General features: G+C 47.5%; 16 protein-coding genes. All 16 read right to left on the reverse strand.

The window, feature by feature from the left end:
- Entirely contained in the window at positions 1-1,503 is a 1,503-nt protein-coding gene (locus BQ7394_RS23005) for a phytoene desaturase family protein (protein WP_075559526.1), read from the reverse strand.
- Positions 1,496-5,365, reverse strand: coding sequence for a 1-acyl-sn-glycerol-3-phosphate acyltransferase (locus tag BQ7394_RS23010; RefSeq protein ID WP_075559527.1), 3,870 nt, complete (start codon positions 5,363-5,365; stop codon positions 1,496-1,498). The genes BQ7394_RS23005 and BQ7394_RS23010 overlap by 8 nt, the downstream gene beginning before the upstream one ends.
- The gene (locus BQ7394_RS23015) at positions 5,362-6,558 is read right to left on the reverse strand and encodes a DUF2062 domain-containing protein (protein ID WP_075559528.1); all 1,197 of its coding nucleotides are present in this window, start codon (positions 6,556-6,558) and stop codon (positions 5,362-5,364) included. The genes BQ7394_RS23010 and BQ7394_RS23015 overlap by 4 nt, the downstream gene beginning before the upstream one ends.
- Positions 6,559-6,568: 10 nt before the next feature.
- Positions 6,569-6,922, reverse strand: coding sequence for an ApeI family dehydratase (locus tag BQ7394_RS23020; RefSeq protein ID WP_075559529.1), 354 nt, complete (start codon positions 6,920-6,922; stop codon positions 6,569-6,571).
- A 138-nt stretch (positions 6,923-7,060) separates the two neighbouring features.
- Positions 7,061-7,699 (reverse strand): flexirubin biosynthesis protein LolB2, encoded by a 639-nt coding sequence (locus BQ7394_RS23025; protein WP_139317746.1) that lies wholly within the window; start codon positions 7,697-7,699, stop codon positions 7,061-7,063.
- Positions 7,677-8,318 (reverse strand): flexirubin biosynthesis/transport protein LolA2, encoded by a 642-nt coding sequence (locus BQ7394_RS23030; protein WP_075559531.1) that lies wholly within the window; start codon positions 8,316-8,318, stop codon positions 7,677-7,679. Before BQ7394_RS23030 ends, BQ7394_RS23025 begins: the two co-directional genes overlap by 23 nt.
- Positions 8,305-9,018, reverse strand: a complete 714-nt coding sequence (locus BQ7394_RS23035; protein WP_082212128.1) for a polysaccharide deacetylase family protein — start codon at positions 9,016-9,018, stop codon at positions 8,305-8,307. Before BQ7394_RS23035 ends, BQ7394_RS23030 begins: the two co-directional genes overlap by 14 nt.
- A 3-nt stretch (positions 9,019-9,021) precedes the next feature.
- On the reverse strand, positions 9,022-9,882 hold the full coding sequence (locus tag BQ7394_RS23040; protein ID WP_097677888.1) for a beta-ketoacyl synthase chain length factor: 861 nt from the start codon (positions 9,880-9,882) through the stop codon (positions 9,022-9,024).
- A gap of 3 nt (positions 9,883-9,885) precedes the next feature.
- On the reverse strand, positions 9,886-11,085 hold the full coding sequence (locus BQ7394_RS23045) for a beta-ketoacyl-[acyl-carrier-protein] synthase family protein (RefSeq protein WP_075559532.1): 1,200 nt from the start codon (positions 11,083-11,085) through the stop codon (positions 9,886-9,888).
- Entirely contained in the window at positions 11,082-11,342 is a 261-nt protein-coding gene (locus BQ7394_RS23050) for a phosphopantetheine-binding protein (protein ID WP_075559533.1), read from the reverse strand. The genes BQ7394_RS23045 and BQ7394_RS23050 overlap by 4 nt, the downstream gene beginning before the upstream one ends.
- Before the next feature lie 32 nt (positions 11,343-11,374).
- Positions 11,375-13,147 carry a beta-ketoacyl synthase N-terminal-like domain-containing protein gene (locus BQ7394_RS23055; protein ID WP_075559534.1) on the reverse strand — a complete coding sequence of 591 codons (1,773 nt, stop codon included), beginning with the start codon at positions 13,145-13,147 and terminating at the stop codon, positions 11,375-11,377.
- The gene (locus BQ7394_RS23060) at positions 13,132-13,575 is read right to left on the reverse strand and encodes an acyl-CoA thioesterase (RefSeq protein ID WP_075559535.1); all 444 of its coding nucleotides are present in this window, start codon (positions 13,573-13,575) and stop codon (positions 13,132-13,134) included. Before BQ7394_RS23060 ends, BQ7394_RS23055 begins: the two co-directional genes overlap by 16 nt.
- Positions 13,572-14,021, reverse strand: coding sequence for a hotdog family protein (locus BQ7394_RS23065; RefSeq protein ID WP_075559536.1), 450 nt, complete (start codon positions 14,019-14,021; stop codon positions 13,572-13,574). The genes BQ7394_RS23060 and BQ7394_RS23065 overlap by 4 nt, the downstream gene beginning before the upstream one ends.
- 2 nt (positions 14,022-14,023) lie before the next feature.
- Entirely contained in the window at positions 14,024-15,109 is a 1,086-nt protein-coding gene (locus tag BQ7394_RS23070; protein WP_075559537.1) for a FlxJ family methyltransferase, read from the reverse strand.
- A gap of 20 nt (positions 15,110-15,129) precedes the next feature.
- Positions 15,130-16,029, reverse strand: coding sequence for an LpxL/LpxP family acyltransferase (locus BQ7394_RS23075; RefSeq protein ID WP_075559538.1), 900 nt, complete (start codon positions 16,027-16,029; stop codon positions 15,130-15,132).
- Positions 16,022-16,267 carry an acyl carrier protein gene (locus BQ7394_RS23080; protein WP_075559539.1) on the reverse strand — a complete coding sequence of 82 codons (246 nt, stop codon included), beginning with the start codon at positions 16,265-16,267 and terminating at the stop codon, positions 16,022-16,024. The genes BQ7394_RS23075 and BQ7394_RS23080 overlap by 8 nt, the downstream gene beginning before the upstream one ends.
- Positions 16,268-16,283 lie beyond the last annotated feature (16 nt).

The raw sequence follows: 16,283 nt of genomic DNA on the forward strand, positions 1-16,283 counted from the left end.
TCAGACATCTCCTATTTTCCGGGCCAGATATTCCGACCCTAACAGTTCCGCACAAGTCAGCATTGAAGTCAACGTTACCCCTAAAGCACCATGTACATTCAAGCTTTGTCCGGTCAGGAACAAATTAGACATACGCGTACGGGGGGGAATCAATGTGATCAACGGATTTTTATAATTCTTCATTATTCCATAGGCCGAACCATCGGGAGTACCGGTATAATCCCTGTAAGTAAGGGGAGTAGTAGTCACTATTTTCTCGGTATTCTGTGAAATGCCCGGACAATATCGTTCGGCAAAAGCCATTAACTGCTGTGCTTTTTGCATTTTAAACTCTTCATAATCGGCACCCCGTCTTCCGACAGTCGTATCTTCCCAGTTTTTCACCTCCGACAGATACATGGGTGAAAGCAGACAAATCACATCGGTATACTGCTCCTGGACAGAAGACGGTTGCATCGAAACCATACAAGTATTGATCCGGGTATCTTCGGGATACCGGGTATTATACCAGGCATTCTGATCTCCCAACAAAAAGAGATTCCGGTTATAATACCGTGTGCTCTCCCGTTTCTGAAGCAGATAGACAGAAAACAATCCGTATGAATTAGGCAAATGTTGTAAACGGGATAGAGTAGCCTTCCGTATCAACGGAGATTTCTCCACCAGACTCAACGTATTGAAAGGATGCAGGGAAGAGATAACATACCGGGATTCCAGTTGTTCCGAATGATTAATCTCTACGGCTTTTATTTCGTTTCCGGACAAATAGAGTTTGCTCACTTCTGCGCCGGTCAGTACTGTTCCACCGTTTTGGCGGATCATGCCCACCAGGGCATCTGCCACCTGCATACTTCCGTCGACAAAGCGCCAGGCCCCCTGAAGGTACGAATTCGTAATGATGGCATGATGATAAAAAGTAGAAACCGACTGATCGCCTCCATACAATAGAACGCTGCCGGATAACACCTGTCGCAAAGTCTCATCCGGAGTAATCCCCCGGATCTGTTCCCAAGCAGAGACATAAAAATTATCCATATTGCCGGAAGACAGTTTCCCTTTTCTCAACTGTTCCACACTGATCGAACGGCCAACAGCATCCAGCATATCGACATAACGATAAAGAGCGTCTTTTTCTTTCGGAAATTCACGGGCCAAAGTCTCGGCAAACCGTTCATGTCCCATGGCGAAAGGATAAAACTTATCTTTGTAGCAGATCATGTCGAATGCCTCTTCATCCATCCGCCGCATCTTCAACTTATCCATTATTCCGAAATAAGTGAAGTATTGCCGCATGATTTCACCCTCATCCATACTGCCTATATAATGAATGCCTGTATCCAGCATTCTGCCATACCGTTTAAAAGATTGAAAACAACCACCGGGTAAAGAATTCTTTTCGAGCACACAGACATTATACCCTTCTTTACTCAAAGTTACGCCACAAGCCAGACCGCCCAGTCCGCTTCCTATGATAATAACATCGTATCGGCTACTGTTACTCATGTGCACACTCCTTTCTTCGCAGAATATAGATCGTATTGGATGTAAAACGATCGTTAGCCTGCTGCTCTATCTCCATCCGGTGTCGTTCTGCGAGCCGGATAAACATTTCATGCGTAGGAAAATAAAGATCGTTTTCCCTTTTATTGAATTCCAGTAAACGGGTAGAAAGCAGCTCGGTAAACCGGGTCACCCGGTGTTTAACCGTACCTCCGGCATCACCGTCACGAATAACCAACATTCCACCCGGCAATAGCTTACCGATACAGGCTTCCAACAAACGTTCCTGCGACGGATAATCCATATAATGGAGCATATCATTCATTATAAATACATCACTGGCCGGGAGATCATAGTCTACCGCATTGCCACAAACAAAACGGGTACGGTCGTTCCTGGAAAAATTATGATTCGCAACGGCAATCTTATCCGCATCATAGTCAATACCCAGAACAGTCCGTTCTTCCGAAAGCATAGCAAGCATGTAAGAAAGCGGCCCCAACCCACAACCAATATCTGTTATCCGGGCTTTACGCGGAATAATCCGGTTAAAAAACTCATATTTATCCTCCATGAGGACTTTAATACGAATATACCATTCCTCCACCGGGCCTTTATAAATATAATTGGCAACCAACTGCCTGTAAAAATAAGGATTATCTGAATTTGAATAAATATCGCAAGTCTCCTGATAAGCAGTACGGAAAACGGCTGCGATGGCTTTGGAACGTTCCTGATACGTCACACCAAAACTTGTATCGGTGTTGGCTATGCGGGGCAATATACGGGTGCACAATACCCCTCGCTTCACATAGAACGGCTGCCGTTTCGAAATGATCATTCCTGTTCCGTAAAGAACGACCGGCAGTATATCCAACTGTAATTTTTCAGCCAGATAAAAAGCACCTTTATGAAAACGATGTACTTTACAGTCTGCCGAACGCGTCCCTTCCGGGAAAACAACCACCGAATATCCCTGAGCAACCTTATCACGAAGATGATGTAAAACTTTTTCATACCCATCCTCTGTCTGCACAAAATCAGCATATTGCACAATCTTTCCAAAAACGGGAGAATGCCATACCCACCTGTTCGTCACCATCACCAGCTTGGGTGCCAGAGAAAGCATGACCAGTATATCCACAAAAGACTGATGGTTAGCAATTATCACCGACGGCTTCTCAAAAGTTTCATTACCCGGATTTATTTTCTCACGCCGGGCTATCCAGGCAGCTTTCAGGAAAATACGGAGCATATACATCATGATCCGACTGAACAACTGCTTTTTCCTTTTCCTTCCTACAGGTAGCAGTATCAACAGAAGCGCTACTCCCATCATCAATAAACAACCGGTAACAAACAAGCCAAAAAACCAGACTGTGACCAGAAGCGCAGACAAAGTATAAGGGAAATTTCCTTTTGAGGCAGGCCGGGAAATAAAAAAGCGGAACAGGATCGGCAAGATCGTATAAGAAACCAATACGACAGAGATCATTCCCAGAATCGAAATAACAGAGATCGACTGTAATGCAGGATGTTTTGCAAAAACCAATACCCCAAGTCCTACAACCGCAGTAAATGAAGAGAAAAAGATAGCTGTCTTATGGGAAGTAAGCATCTTTTTTCCCGTCCGGTATTCCTGTTGCAGGCCATCCATGATAAAAATACTGAAATCATCTCCCAGACCGAAGATAAAGGTCGAAAGGATGATATTCACAATATTGAACTGCGTACCGGTTACTGCCATCAATCCCAGGATGATCACCCAGCTGACAGCCATCGGAGTAAAAGTCATCAACGTCAATTCGATCCGTCCGTACGAGATCAATAAGGCGAAGAAGATCAGAAAAGAGGAGATATAAAGGATCAGATAAAAGTCATCATTGATAGCCGAGACCCACTTATTGGCAAAATACCCGCGATCAAAAATCACCAATCCGTCATTATCGGCAAAACGGTCATAAACAAACTCTTTATCATCCTCATTCAAACGAACCTGCGTGATAAACATGGAAAGTGAATCGGCCGAAGAAGCCCAACTGTCGAGCAACGGTAAAGAAGAGTCGCCGGAAGTAAAGTCGCAAGGGCTATATTGTTTATCCAGAAGGGTAAAGAAATCATCAAAAGCATCGGTCCGGAAATGATACTTCCCGGCTTTCTCCCTGATCTCTTTAGCGACTAACGCCTTCCGTTCAGCCGTCCAGTAGCTGTTCCAGCGGTCGATACGCCGCTGCTGCTCTGCATAAGGAATAAATATTTTTTCTGCCGAAGCAAATTCTTTAATCTTACCTTCTGCTTTCAACGTTTCCAGTTCACGATTCGTTTCCGCATAATGCTGTAATCCTTCATCAGAAGTATTACCTACCGAAACGAAAAGTGTCGTTTTATTATCCGACTGAAAAAGATCGTTCAAACGCTGTTCTGCCGCCTTCAGGTTAGCCGGTTCGAAGCTCAGGTTCATCATATTACTATCGAACGTCACCTTTCCCGACATATAAAGAGACAGGAAAAAGACGATCACGATCGTAATGACCAACGGCTTATTTTTTTCATAAACATATCCGTTGATCTTCTCAATAATGCGAAGCACCCGGCCGGCCTCTTCATGTCCTTTCTTTATCTTCAGGAAATGCGGTAGGAACACCAGGCAAAAAAAGGTTGTCCCGATCAAAGCCAATGAAGAGAACAAGCCAAAGTCACGTAGCAGGTCCGAACTGGTGAAAACCAACCCGAAGAAAGCCCCGACCGTTGTAAAACTCCCCACTGTAAGCGGATAGGCCAGTTCCTCAATCAACTGCCGGATGGACGAGACATGATTAAAATGCGACAATACATGGATCGAGTAGCTCAGTGCCACCCCAAACACAGCGGCACCCGCTCCGATCGCAATGGCCGATACAGCACCTTTAATAAAAAAGATCAGAGCCAGTGAAAATACGGCTCCATATAATACAGGCAGTATGATCAAGATCACAGCCGAACGGCTTTTGAATACCAATGTTATAAAACCGATAATGATGATCAGGGCGATCGTCATAGTCAACATGGTATCCGATTTGATCTGCCGGGCATTGTAGACACCGACCGACGGCCCCCCGAAATATTCCGCCTTCACACCGGGATAGACGTTCATCGTTTCTTTCAGTTGCTTTTCGATCGTATCGATCAGGAACTCGTTTTTCCCTGTACTGCCTGTCCCGTAACGCGGAGTAATAAAAAGCAACAAGGTCGACATATCCTTTGAAAAAATATGCCCGTCATACAACTCATAATTAGCCGTCATCTGGAAATCGCGTAGTTTTTCCAGAGAAGAAGTACCCAGACCTACCGGGTCACGGGGCAGAATATTCTTCAATGCCACCCCTGCCGGAGAAAGCAGGTTCAGATAATTACTACGCATACGGCCTTCTATTCCCTCAGGAGTCAATACGGAATCCATCCGGACATAATCAGCTTCGGTCAGGAAAACAGGCAGGTTATCATAAATAAATCCGGTCACCTCCCCGATCATATCCTCACCTACCTCCGCAAATATATCCGTTATGTACTCGGTTCCAGCCTCTTCCAGCAAACTATCTTTCAGATTTTCTCCTGCTTCAATCAGGCGATCGGAAGAAACTGTGCCGGATACCGTATCGGCAGACGACAACATAACGATAATCTTATCTTTGATCTTCAGGTTTTGGAAAACAATCTCCGTACTCCGCGCATCCTGTGTATCAGGAAAAAAGCGGGTTACGTCTTCTTCGAATTTCACCTGTACGGCAAAGAAAAGTAATAACAGGAAGCTACCAACCAGTAACAGGTAACGGACAGCCATCTGGCGTTCCAAGTAATTATATATATGGATAAACAGCTTATTCATCCGGCAGAATGCTCAGGCTTCCGAAACAACGAAAGCAAGGTTAGACAAACAACACCGGCCAATAACCCGCAAATAACAGCAAAGACCATACTTCCGGCCAGATACTGAACGAACGAATCCTTGATCGTATCGAATGTCACTTCATGTACACTCAGCTTTACAGGACGATCCAGTATCCACCCGCCCGTCACATAACTCCCGAATAACAAGAAGGGAATCATTGGAGGGATACTGATATTCGATGCAACGATCGTGATCACTTTGTTCAACCCCATCAAATGAGCCAATATACCGGCAACAATCATCTGGTATCCCCAGATAGGCACAATTCCCATAAAAACACCGAACATAACCGCTAATGCGATCCGTATATTCGACTCCGGGGAATGAGTGATATTCTTAGATATGAATTTCTTTATATTCTCCTTCGTTATGCTTCGTACGCATTTCCAGGGCCAGAACCATAACAAAGCAATGGTTACAAGCACCGAGTTCAATAAACTGATCCGTGTAAAATCCCGTAACGGGCGAAAATGACTGACCCGCTCTCCTGCCGGTGGGTAATACACTTTCACCGGAACATTCGCAACCCGTATATTCCGCCAGGCAGCCTGTACGATTATCTCCAGTTCGTATTCGTATTTTGTTGTGAAAAGACATACTTTCTTCAGCTTGTTCAAAGGATAAAGCCTGTAACCCGACTGGGTATCAGTTAAGCGGATGCCTGTCTCCAGCGTAAACCAGAAATTAGAGAACTTATTGGCAAAGGTATTTTTTCCGGGCATATTATCAGAAGCCAGATTACGGGCCCCGATCAATAGGCTATCCGGATGCAATTCTATTTCTTTCAGGAAAACGGGGATATCGTCTGCATAGTGCTGTCCGTCCGAATCGAGTGTAATAACATAGCGGTAACCGATCTCCATAGCTGCTTTCAGTCCGGTATTCAAAGCATAACCTTTTCCCCGGTTGTTCGGATAGCTGATAACACCGATTTCGGAGAATCCTTTCAATACCTCCACCGTATGGTCGGTGGAACCATCGTTCACCACTATAACAGGAAATGAATAAACTAATACATCCGTGAGTACCTGTCCTAGTGTTGCAGCGTTGTTGTACGTTGGAATCACAATAGCCAATTGCCCCTCCCGCCGGAAATGATCCGGAAATGTATATGTAGTATCTGTTACCATTTATTCGTTATTACTCCGCAACAATCGTTGCTTTTAGTTTGAGTACAGTCGTCTCACCTGCACTTGCAATAGCCTGTAGCCTGTTAGTATTGCCTAAAGAGAATGCAAACGTAAGAATACCATGTTCCAGCGGATTCACGACAGAGAGGAATTTACAACTATTTATAGCTTGAAAACGCACCGGAGTATTCAACATCATCGATACGCATTCTTTCACTATGCGGAGCATACAAACACCGGGCACCACAGGCATACCCGGGAAATGCCCTTTATAAACATTATGCTCCGGATTCAGCCGGATTACACAGGTATATCCTTCATCTTGTCCCGCAACGGTTTCTACTGTATAAAAGTCAGTCAACATCCCTTTTACTATGCATTTAGTGGGACAAAGGTAGGGAAGTTTTTCTATTATTTTGGTCTGTTTCGAATCTTTTTCAGAGTATTAACCCTTCTCTCACAAGAGTTCCTGCTACAAAATATCCCAAAGATAGAAGGTTCTTTACTTTAAGGCTCCCAAACCGATAGAAAGCCGTAATCCCGTATGTCTGATACGGATCGTTTCTATCCCGGTGGTGTCGGGCAGGGAACGGAAAGTTGTTTTACGAAGGCCGGCTCCGAGCTTGATCTCTTGTATGCGGTTTGTTATATCGTCCACACGATAATATCCTTGGAAGCCGGGCAGGAACAATTTATAAACAATATCTGTTTGCGGTTTTGTACAGCTATAAACGACCGCTTTATTTTCAGGTTGTATGTTCAAACCGAAGAGGACCGAGAAGTCACGATAAAACAGATCCAGCATCTTCTTTTTATTCAATGGTTCAATACAATGATGTACCACCAAACCGTCCCTCCCGATTTCCAAATCGAAAAGGCTCAATCCGAAATGGGTGCTGAAAAGCGTACGGTAGGTTCCCTGATCCGTCTCCTTGACTAACAATAACCCGCTGAAATGCTTCCGCATGAAATCGATTGTCATATTGTATTTACACAACCCGGCAGAAGCATCCACCATAGGAAGAAGCTGTTCTTTTCCTATCAGTAACGTTTCCCCTTTCCGGCAGTCCCGTGTGATGGAGGGAGCGCACGAACAGCAGATCAGTAAAAGACAAAGACTAACGGATAACAAACTTTTCATCACCGGTCAGTGTATTATATTGCTGGTTTGTAAAATGATATTCGGTATAATCTTTTGCATTCTCCGACAGGCGCAGCGTTTGTACAGCCATATTTTTCTTATCTATCGAGATAACGATCTCCGAGATATAAGCCTGTACACTTTTAGAAACCGGACGGATCTTAACCACATAAAGAGAAGGCGACTCATAATATTCCAACTTATACGCCGATGTCATACTACTCAGATCGCCAACCATACAGGCAGCCAGCATCCCTTTCATTTCATTCATCATCTGGTTGGAACCCAGGTTGACAACATTGCTTTTCCCTTCGGATACGATCTTTAGCTTTTGGCCATTGATAATAATCTGATAATCGACCGGTGAGGTATAATCCATCCGGATCATGTTCTCCTGTTTATAATAGAAACGTCCCTTCGAGATAATTTTCTCATTAAAAACGTCCAGAAACTTCTCCTGTGTAAAATCACTTTCAATAGAAGAGAGCGAAGCCGCTTCCTTCTTCAGCCGCTCCTGGAACTCAGCTGTCGAAACCAACGGTTTCAGATCCTTTTGAGCCGTCATCGGCAAATAAAAGGCCAGAAGCAACAACAGGCATATATATCTACTTATTATCATACTCTTTTTCATACGGACAAGATAAAGAAAACATTGTATCGAGTGGAATGACCTCATAATCGATTGTCTTTAAATATTCCAGTAAACGAGCCACCAGAGAGGCACAGCCGGGCAAGCGATCATGCAACAAAATTACAGCCCCCGGTTCGATCTGCCTGACGATACGGCGGAATATCCTGTCTTCAGATTCTCTCCGCGTATCAAAAGAACGAATGCTCCATCCGATTATTGTATAACCCAGTTCATCCGTCACGCGGGCGATAGTGGGATTCGTTACCCCAAAAGGAGGGCGGAAAGCTGATAACGGGTCTGCATACGTGTACAAGGCATCTTCCCCTTTCAATATTTCGTCATACATCTTATTGAATGAAAGAAACGGGAACGTCCAGGAGTGTTTGTGAGTATGGTTTCCGATATAATACCCTTCCTTTACCATACGCTTGAAGAGCTCCTGGTTTTCCAGTACTTTTTCCCCTACGCAAAAAAAGGCGGCCGGTGCCTGGTACTTCTTAAGAACATCCAACACCTGCGGCGTATGTTTCGGGTCAGGGCCGTCGTCGAAGGTGAGGCAAACCACACGTTTATCGGTTTCTCCCTTGCACAAGGCTTTCACATATACTCCCGAACGAATGCTGTAAGAGGCATAAAACAGATAACCTCCGACACAAACCAATACGACTATCAATAGCAGCCATCCCATATATTACCCTTTCTTTATTAATAAAAACGAATGATTGTCCAGGAAAGAATTATACAACAAAACAGAACCGGGAGAACCGGCCTCCTGCATCCGGCTACAGGCATACCACAGAGCAAACGACATGGCTGTCGGGAACTCTCCGCAGTAACGTTTATACTCATCCGGCAAGACCACACAGGCATCCGTAGCCCCATTCCGAAGTAGAAAAGCCTCCATGCGCTTATCGATCTCTTCCTTCGTGAAAGAGCCACTGAACAACTCCATATCCCGAAGCTCCGCCATACATTCCGGCGACGGATTTCCCGACAATAGGAAAAAAGCCGCCCCTTCGCCCGGTTTTGCCTTCTTCCAAAATCCCAGACGGCCAAGAATGACCTCCAAGGCCGGCGTCATTTCATCGACGGCTCCAACCAGAACAGACGAAGCTTCCCCTTCCTGCAAAAGTAAAGCCGCATCCAACAAAGCACTTTCCAAAGAAAAGGCACGATGTACGTAAGTCGTATTATAGCTATGATTGCCGGTAAGCAGAGCGATCTGTGCCCCGATCGTATTAAAGGTAGACTGGATAAATGCCGTGGGAGCAAGCAGTTCCTCGTTATGCTCCAGTATCGTATTCATAAACTTCTCCGTATCGGCCAGGCATCCCAATCCTGTGGCGGTCAGGATCGCATCCACAGGAACAGCCGTTTCCCCGATACATTGCAATCCGGTAGCCACCCCCATACGAACCATACGACTCATACGGCGGCGAAGGGTTGCATTGGGGATCAGGAGTTTGTAGTCAGGTTCCCTGAGCAGGCAACCGTCGACTGTCCGTTCAAAAGAAGCTGCTGTTTTTTCTATATAAACCGGCTTTGTAAACATAGCTTATCGATCGAATTGCTGGAAAAGCAGGGAAGCATTGTTCCCTCCGAAACCAAAGGAGTTAGATAATACAGAGCGAAGAGTCAATCCCTCCTGATAACGGGTAACAGGGATCAATCCTGTTTCCTCTACCGGAGCGGAGAAATTCAGGTTCGGATAAAGAATACCGTGTTTCAGGGAAAGCACGCTGAATACAGCCTCAATCCCACCGGCGGCACCCAATGTATGGCCGGTACAGGTTTTCGTAGAACTGAACGGCGGTATCCGGCCTTCGAAAAGGCGGAGAATAGCCCGACTTTCAGAAGCATCATTATTCGGAGTCCCTGTTCCGTGGGCATTGATATAGTCTACCTCCTCCGGTCGCACCCCCGCTTTATCCAGGGCACCTTTCATGGCAAGGAAAGCACCGGTGCCTTCGTCAGAAGAAGCCGTCTGGTGAAAAGCATCGTTGGCATTCGCATAGCCGGACAACAGGCAATAGGGAGGATTGGCAAGGGTCGCTTCCGATTGAAGTACCAGGTAACCGGCACCTTCCCCCAGATTCAGCCCGGCACGCGAGCTATCGAAAGGGCGGCAAGGTTCCTTGTCCAGGATCATCAGGGAGGCGAAACCATTTAAGGTGAACTTACACAAGGCATCCGTCCCGCCGGCAATCACCACATCGAGCATTCCCTGCCGGATCATCCGGGCTCCGAGCATAATTGCGTTGGCGGCAGACGAACAGGCCGTACTGACCGTTGTCCGGAACCCGGTAATTCCCAAGAAAGAGGCGATCCGTTCCGTACTGTCGCCGGCATCGTGCGAGGCGACATATCTTAACCGTCCATGTGCCGGATTCTCGCGGAAGAGTGGGTAAAAAGACTCCGTCAGGTCCATTCCCCCGGTAGAGGTGGAAGAGATCAGGCCGATACGTAATCCGCTATGCGGATCGGACAAGTCCAACCCGGAATCGGCCAATGCCTCGAAGGCGGCCGTCATCCCCAATAAAGCGGTACGAGATAATTCGGCGGATATCGGAATACCGAGTGCCTGTTTCAGTTCCTCATTCGTTCGTTTTACTTCGGATACAGGTTCCTTACGCGAGGTAGGAAAGAGCGTAACAGGTCCCAGCCCATTCCGCCCCTCGCGGAAAGCGCAAAGATGTTCCTCCACATTCATGCCGATCCCCGACACGCAACCGATACCTGTGACGCCTATTCTCATTTCGTGCGGTTTGCCGTGATGTAGTCAGCCAACGTTTTTACAGAGTAGAAGATAGATTTCCCCTCCCCCGGATTCGCTATACGAATACCATAGTTACGTTCGAGTATCAGAATGATTTCGAGGGCATCGATCGAATCGAGTCCCAGTCCTTCATCCCCGAAAAGAGGCGCTTCGTCTTCAATCTCCGCCGGGGTTATGTCTTCCAGGTTCAGCGATTCGATCAGCGATTCTTTCAATTCCTGCATTAATTGTTCCATATTGTCTGTTCTATATTATTATTCGTTTAAAATCATTTTTGTTCCAGCCAGTCGAAACGGGCTTCATACGTTTCACCCAGCAGTTCGCACCAACCGGTCAGACAGGCGCGTAGCCGCCTCTTTTGCATCACCAGCCGGGCATATTCCCTGATAAAGGACTCCGGGTAGCGGTTGTTGATAAAGAAGGTATTCTCCCCCTGTATCTTATACCGGATGCAAAGTTCGCCCATCACCACATTCGGCAAGGTGTAAACAAACACGGCCGGGCTGGCTTCCCGATCGCCCATCGTATCGATCAGACGCTGATGCTTCCGGTCCGTATCCAGCGAAGACGAGACATTTGCCAACACGATCCCGACTTCTCCCGGAGCATAGCCGGTAGTTCCCCCGTTCTTTGCGAAAAGACAGGCTGCCGCTATATATCCGAGTTTACAAAGATCGTCCATCTTATAAAACTTCCGGTCATCCAGCGATAACATTTTGTAAGCCCTGCGGATAAATGTTCCAAAATCTTCTCCCGATACAGCCTCCAATAAAGCTTCTCCATCCAACAGAATCCTCCCTCCTTCAACCGACACCTTGCGACAAGAGTATCTTTTCCCCTCTCGAGAGGGGGCACGGGGTGTGTCATCTTCCCCTGTCTCCAGCGATAAAACAACAGCCGCATTACATCCTCCGAATCCTGAAGCAGTTTTCACACAACTACTCATAGAAATCCCCCTATGCGCGGCACTTACCGACAAAGGATAAGGAACACCGCAGGTGTCAAACCCCAAGGTCGCGAATACTTCTCCGCTGCGAAGTTGCTCCATACAGGCGATCGTTTCAATGATACCGGAAGCCCCGAGCGTATGTCCCCAGTACGGTTTCAGGCTGTTGAGCGGCAAATGATCCAACCCGGCCAGATGAAGCGCTTTCGACTCCATCTCGTCATTATACAAGGTAGCCGTCCCGTGCGCATTGACGAACGAAATGGCATCCGCCCCTAAACCGGCCTCGCCCATTGCCTGGCTGATGGCATAATACAAGCCATCGCCGGTGCGCGAAGGCCCCGAGATATGATTGGCATCATTCGTTATCGCCCCTCCCCGGATAATCACGGGGCAATATTCTTTCACCCGATGCGGGTCGGAGGTTACCAGTACAGAACCGCAGGCTTCCCCCAGCGACAGGCCGTCGCGCATTTCGTCGTAGGGCCTGCATATCTCCGGGCTGACTGATTTAAAAGATTGAAAGCCGGTGACAACGAAACGGGTCAACAGATCCCCTCCGGCCACCAGTATATGTTTATAAGTGCCTACCTCTATCAGCCGCGAGGCGACTACCAGTGCCGAAACACCGGAAATGCAGGCATTGGAAATGACAATCGGTTCGTGTGTGAAATGGAAATAAGCGGCTACCCGTTCGGCCATGCCGTAAAGCGAAGGATCGGGACTATCCGCCGGCAGCCCGGTATCCGGGGCGAAGGCCAAAGCGTCGATATTGCCTTTTGTAGTCGACAGAATAAGTCCGCACGCAGGATCGGAGGGATCGATACCGCATTGACGGATCGTGTCCGACAAAGAGAGGATGAATAATTGCTCCATCCGGGTGTATCCGTCCAGCTTCTGCGCCGAAGCGGCTTCTTTTAAACGGGTATCGTCTATACATGCAGCCATGAAAGGAGTGTCGAAAAGAGCAGTGTTTTCTACCCGTTTGATACCCGAACGATACCCGCGGATATGGGAGAAATTCTCTTCCGTACCGAAGCCCAGCGAACTGATGATCGAGCCGGCCGTTATATAACTGTTTACCGGATCTCCCATTTTTCTTTCCACATTTTATAGAAGTCCGGATTATTCAGCTCCAGTAATCCTGTCGCTTTGTTTACAAAGACCTGCACACTGGAACCCGTAGCCACCACAGTCTCGTCGCTTTCCCGGAAGATAATGTATTCAAAAAGTATCTTAGCCGCATCCGTCCGGATATATCGCGTTTCTACAATCGCAGACTCGCCATACTTGAGGAATTGCTTGTATTGTACGTCCAGTTCGACAATCGGCACTACATAACCGGCATCCCGTATATCCGTATAACCGATACCGTACTGTCGACCGAAAGCCTCCCGTCCGTCTTCCATATAACGGACGTACTCCCCATGCCAGACCACCTCCATCGAGTCTACTTCGCTGAATCTGACCCGCAAGTTCGTGCGGTTGGTAAGGGCTGCCTCTTGTAGTTTTCTCCGTTTCATGCGTCTTTTTTCAAAAATATTTTAAGCTGACCTTCGGCAATCGGATTTCCGTTCACCTGCACAGTGGCCGAGATCAGCGTGATATCGAATATTTCCTGTTCTACCCGGATCGTGGTCCGCAATTCATCCCCGACCTGCGGCAACGTCCGATAGTTCATCTTATCGACCGAGCCGATAAAACCGACCGGCACCTCTTCGCCGGCATTCTTAGACAGATAGCCCACCCGCACGGCTGCCGATTGGGCGATATGTTCCGTAATGCCGCATTCATCGAGTTGCCCATCCCGACAGAACAGGTTGGAGGCTTCCACCTTCAACCCGGTATACGAACCGCTCTCGTCCATGCCGAAGAAACGGTCTACCATCACGATCGGCGGACGTTGCGGGATCAGTTCCAACAGCTCGTCGCCGGCCAACAGAGGGGTATCGAATGAGATTGCAGCCATATTTACTTGAGTTTACATTGCATAATACTATGTCCCAGGCCGAGTCCGTCGTGCATCCGTTCGATCATCAGTCCGGCTTTTTCCACCAGGCGAGCCATATCTCCGGAATAATACATCTTACTGTTGCCATTGGCCATTGCCGTGAAATAAAGGCTGATCTGCGCCAGGCAATAAGAGGCCGTCTCGAAACGCTGGCGATCCCAGAATGTCTCCATGATATACAGGCGGCTATCGGCGTTCATCGAACCCGCGGCGCGTGTCAGGATACTCAGTACCTGTTCTTCGGAGAAACAGTCGAGGAACTGGCTCATCCAGATCGCATCGAACGGTTCCGGAAAACGGGTCTCTTCATCCAACAAGTTGGCGGCATACCCGTGAATACGGTCCGCTCCTTCCAGCTCCTTTGTCTGCTCCCGCATCATTTCCAGTTGCTGGGGCAGATCCATGATGGTGACCTCCACTTCCGGTGACCAGGCTACACATTGCGTCGCCCAACGTCCGGTATTGCCCCCCACATCCAGCAACGTACGTACCGACCCGGCGAAAACAATCTCCAACGCCTGCTTAAAAGAGTTGTCGGAATAGAAATGGTCGAAACCGAACCAGCTCTCCTGGACCTTTTCAGGCAGGCTGGACAAACCTTCATAAACGGTCGGCCAGTTGCCGAACACTTTCAGGCCTTCGGGCTTGCCGGTAAGCAGGGCCTCTTCCAGATGAAAAAGTCCCAGATAGTTCACGTCGTGGTTGAAATCCATATTCACCCGTGCCATTTCATCGTTCAACAGGAACCAGCCGGCTTTTCCGAGAAAGAAACGGTCGTCTTTCAACAGGATGGTCCCGATCGTCAGCGACGATTCCAGCAACACCTGTACGGCATAACGTGAAAGGCCTGCCTTTTCTACGATCTCATCCATTGTCAGACCGTTCTGTGCTTCCCGCAACATGCCGAATATCCCGAATTTAATCATCAGGCGCGACACCTGAAAGACTACCGGGCCAAAAGCGATCTCCTGCGCCAGGCGTTGTGCCTGTACTGCCGAGAAACGATCCTTTGCATATATTTCTTTTTGAGGAGATGATAATTCCATGTTCTCTCTTATTCTATCTCTTATTTCCAGAAGTCATAGTAATTAAACCACTGTTCCGGATATTGTTTTACAACCGATTCCAACGCCGATACATATTGCTTCAACAACTCCTGCCCCGGCACTTTCCCTTTGACACGCTTCTCCGGCTGTGCCAGTACGAAGTTAAACTTATAGTGCATGCCCTTCTCACGGACAGCAAAGTAAAATACGACAGGCACTCCCAGACGGGAAGCCAACAGGAACGGCCCTGCCGGAAAAGAGGCCTCTTTCCCGAGAAAAGTCTCTGTAAAGACCTGCGAGCCCTCCACATAACGGTCGCCCTGGAAACAAACATATTCTCCTCTACTCAATACATCCCTGATCCGGAATATATGTGTCAGGTTGTCTTCATTCACGGGAATGACTTTGTAGTTCTTCCCGTTCGTATTCTTCTCCAACAGTTCTTTGATCTTCTGATATTCGGCATCGAACATCACGATATTCATCTTTTTCCCGTATTCATCGAAAAAGGGAGCACCGATCTCCCAATTGCCTACATGGGCACCGATCATAACGACTCCTTCATTTCCGTTCAACACCTCCAGGAAGTCCTGATACCGCGTACCGAAATCGAAAGTATATTGTTTGTCCATCCCTGCACCGACCGCCACCTTATCGATCAGGGTTTGCCCCAACCGGTAATAATTGACCAACAGAAAACGGGCAGAACGTAGACGTCCATATCCCAACCGCTGCCGTGCATATCTCCAGATCGCCCGGGTCGCCTTCGGGGCAAACGGGACAAAGTAGACCACAACCAGACAAAGAAACGCATACGCCGCCTTTACTCCCAGTCCTTTTATCAAGAGAATAAAGAAGAGGTAGCCGAAAGAACCTCCGCGCGTTTTACCTTTCCAGCCTGTGTCGTTGTCGTTACTCATTCACACGTGAGTCAATGAAATCGTAAAAGTCCTGGAACGTTTTGATCCCGACAAAATCCTGTGCCTTCAATGTAAACCCGAAGTTATGTTCCACCAGTACGACCATGTCCACCAGGTCGAGACTGTCCAGTTCGAGTGTCTGCATCAACGGGGCATCGGGCTGTATCAGTTCAATATCTATTTCGAACTCTTCCGATAGTTTCTCGTTTATTTTTTGAATTAATTCTGTATTTGCCATTTGTTTATTTATTGAC

The organism is Parabacteroides timonensis (assembly GCF_900128505.1).
In the GTDB taxonomy this organism is placed as follows: Bacteria; Bacteroidota; Bacteroidia; order Bacteroidales; family Tannerellaceae; genus Parabacteroides; species Parabacteroides timonensis.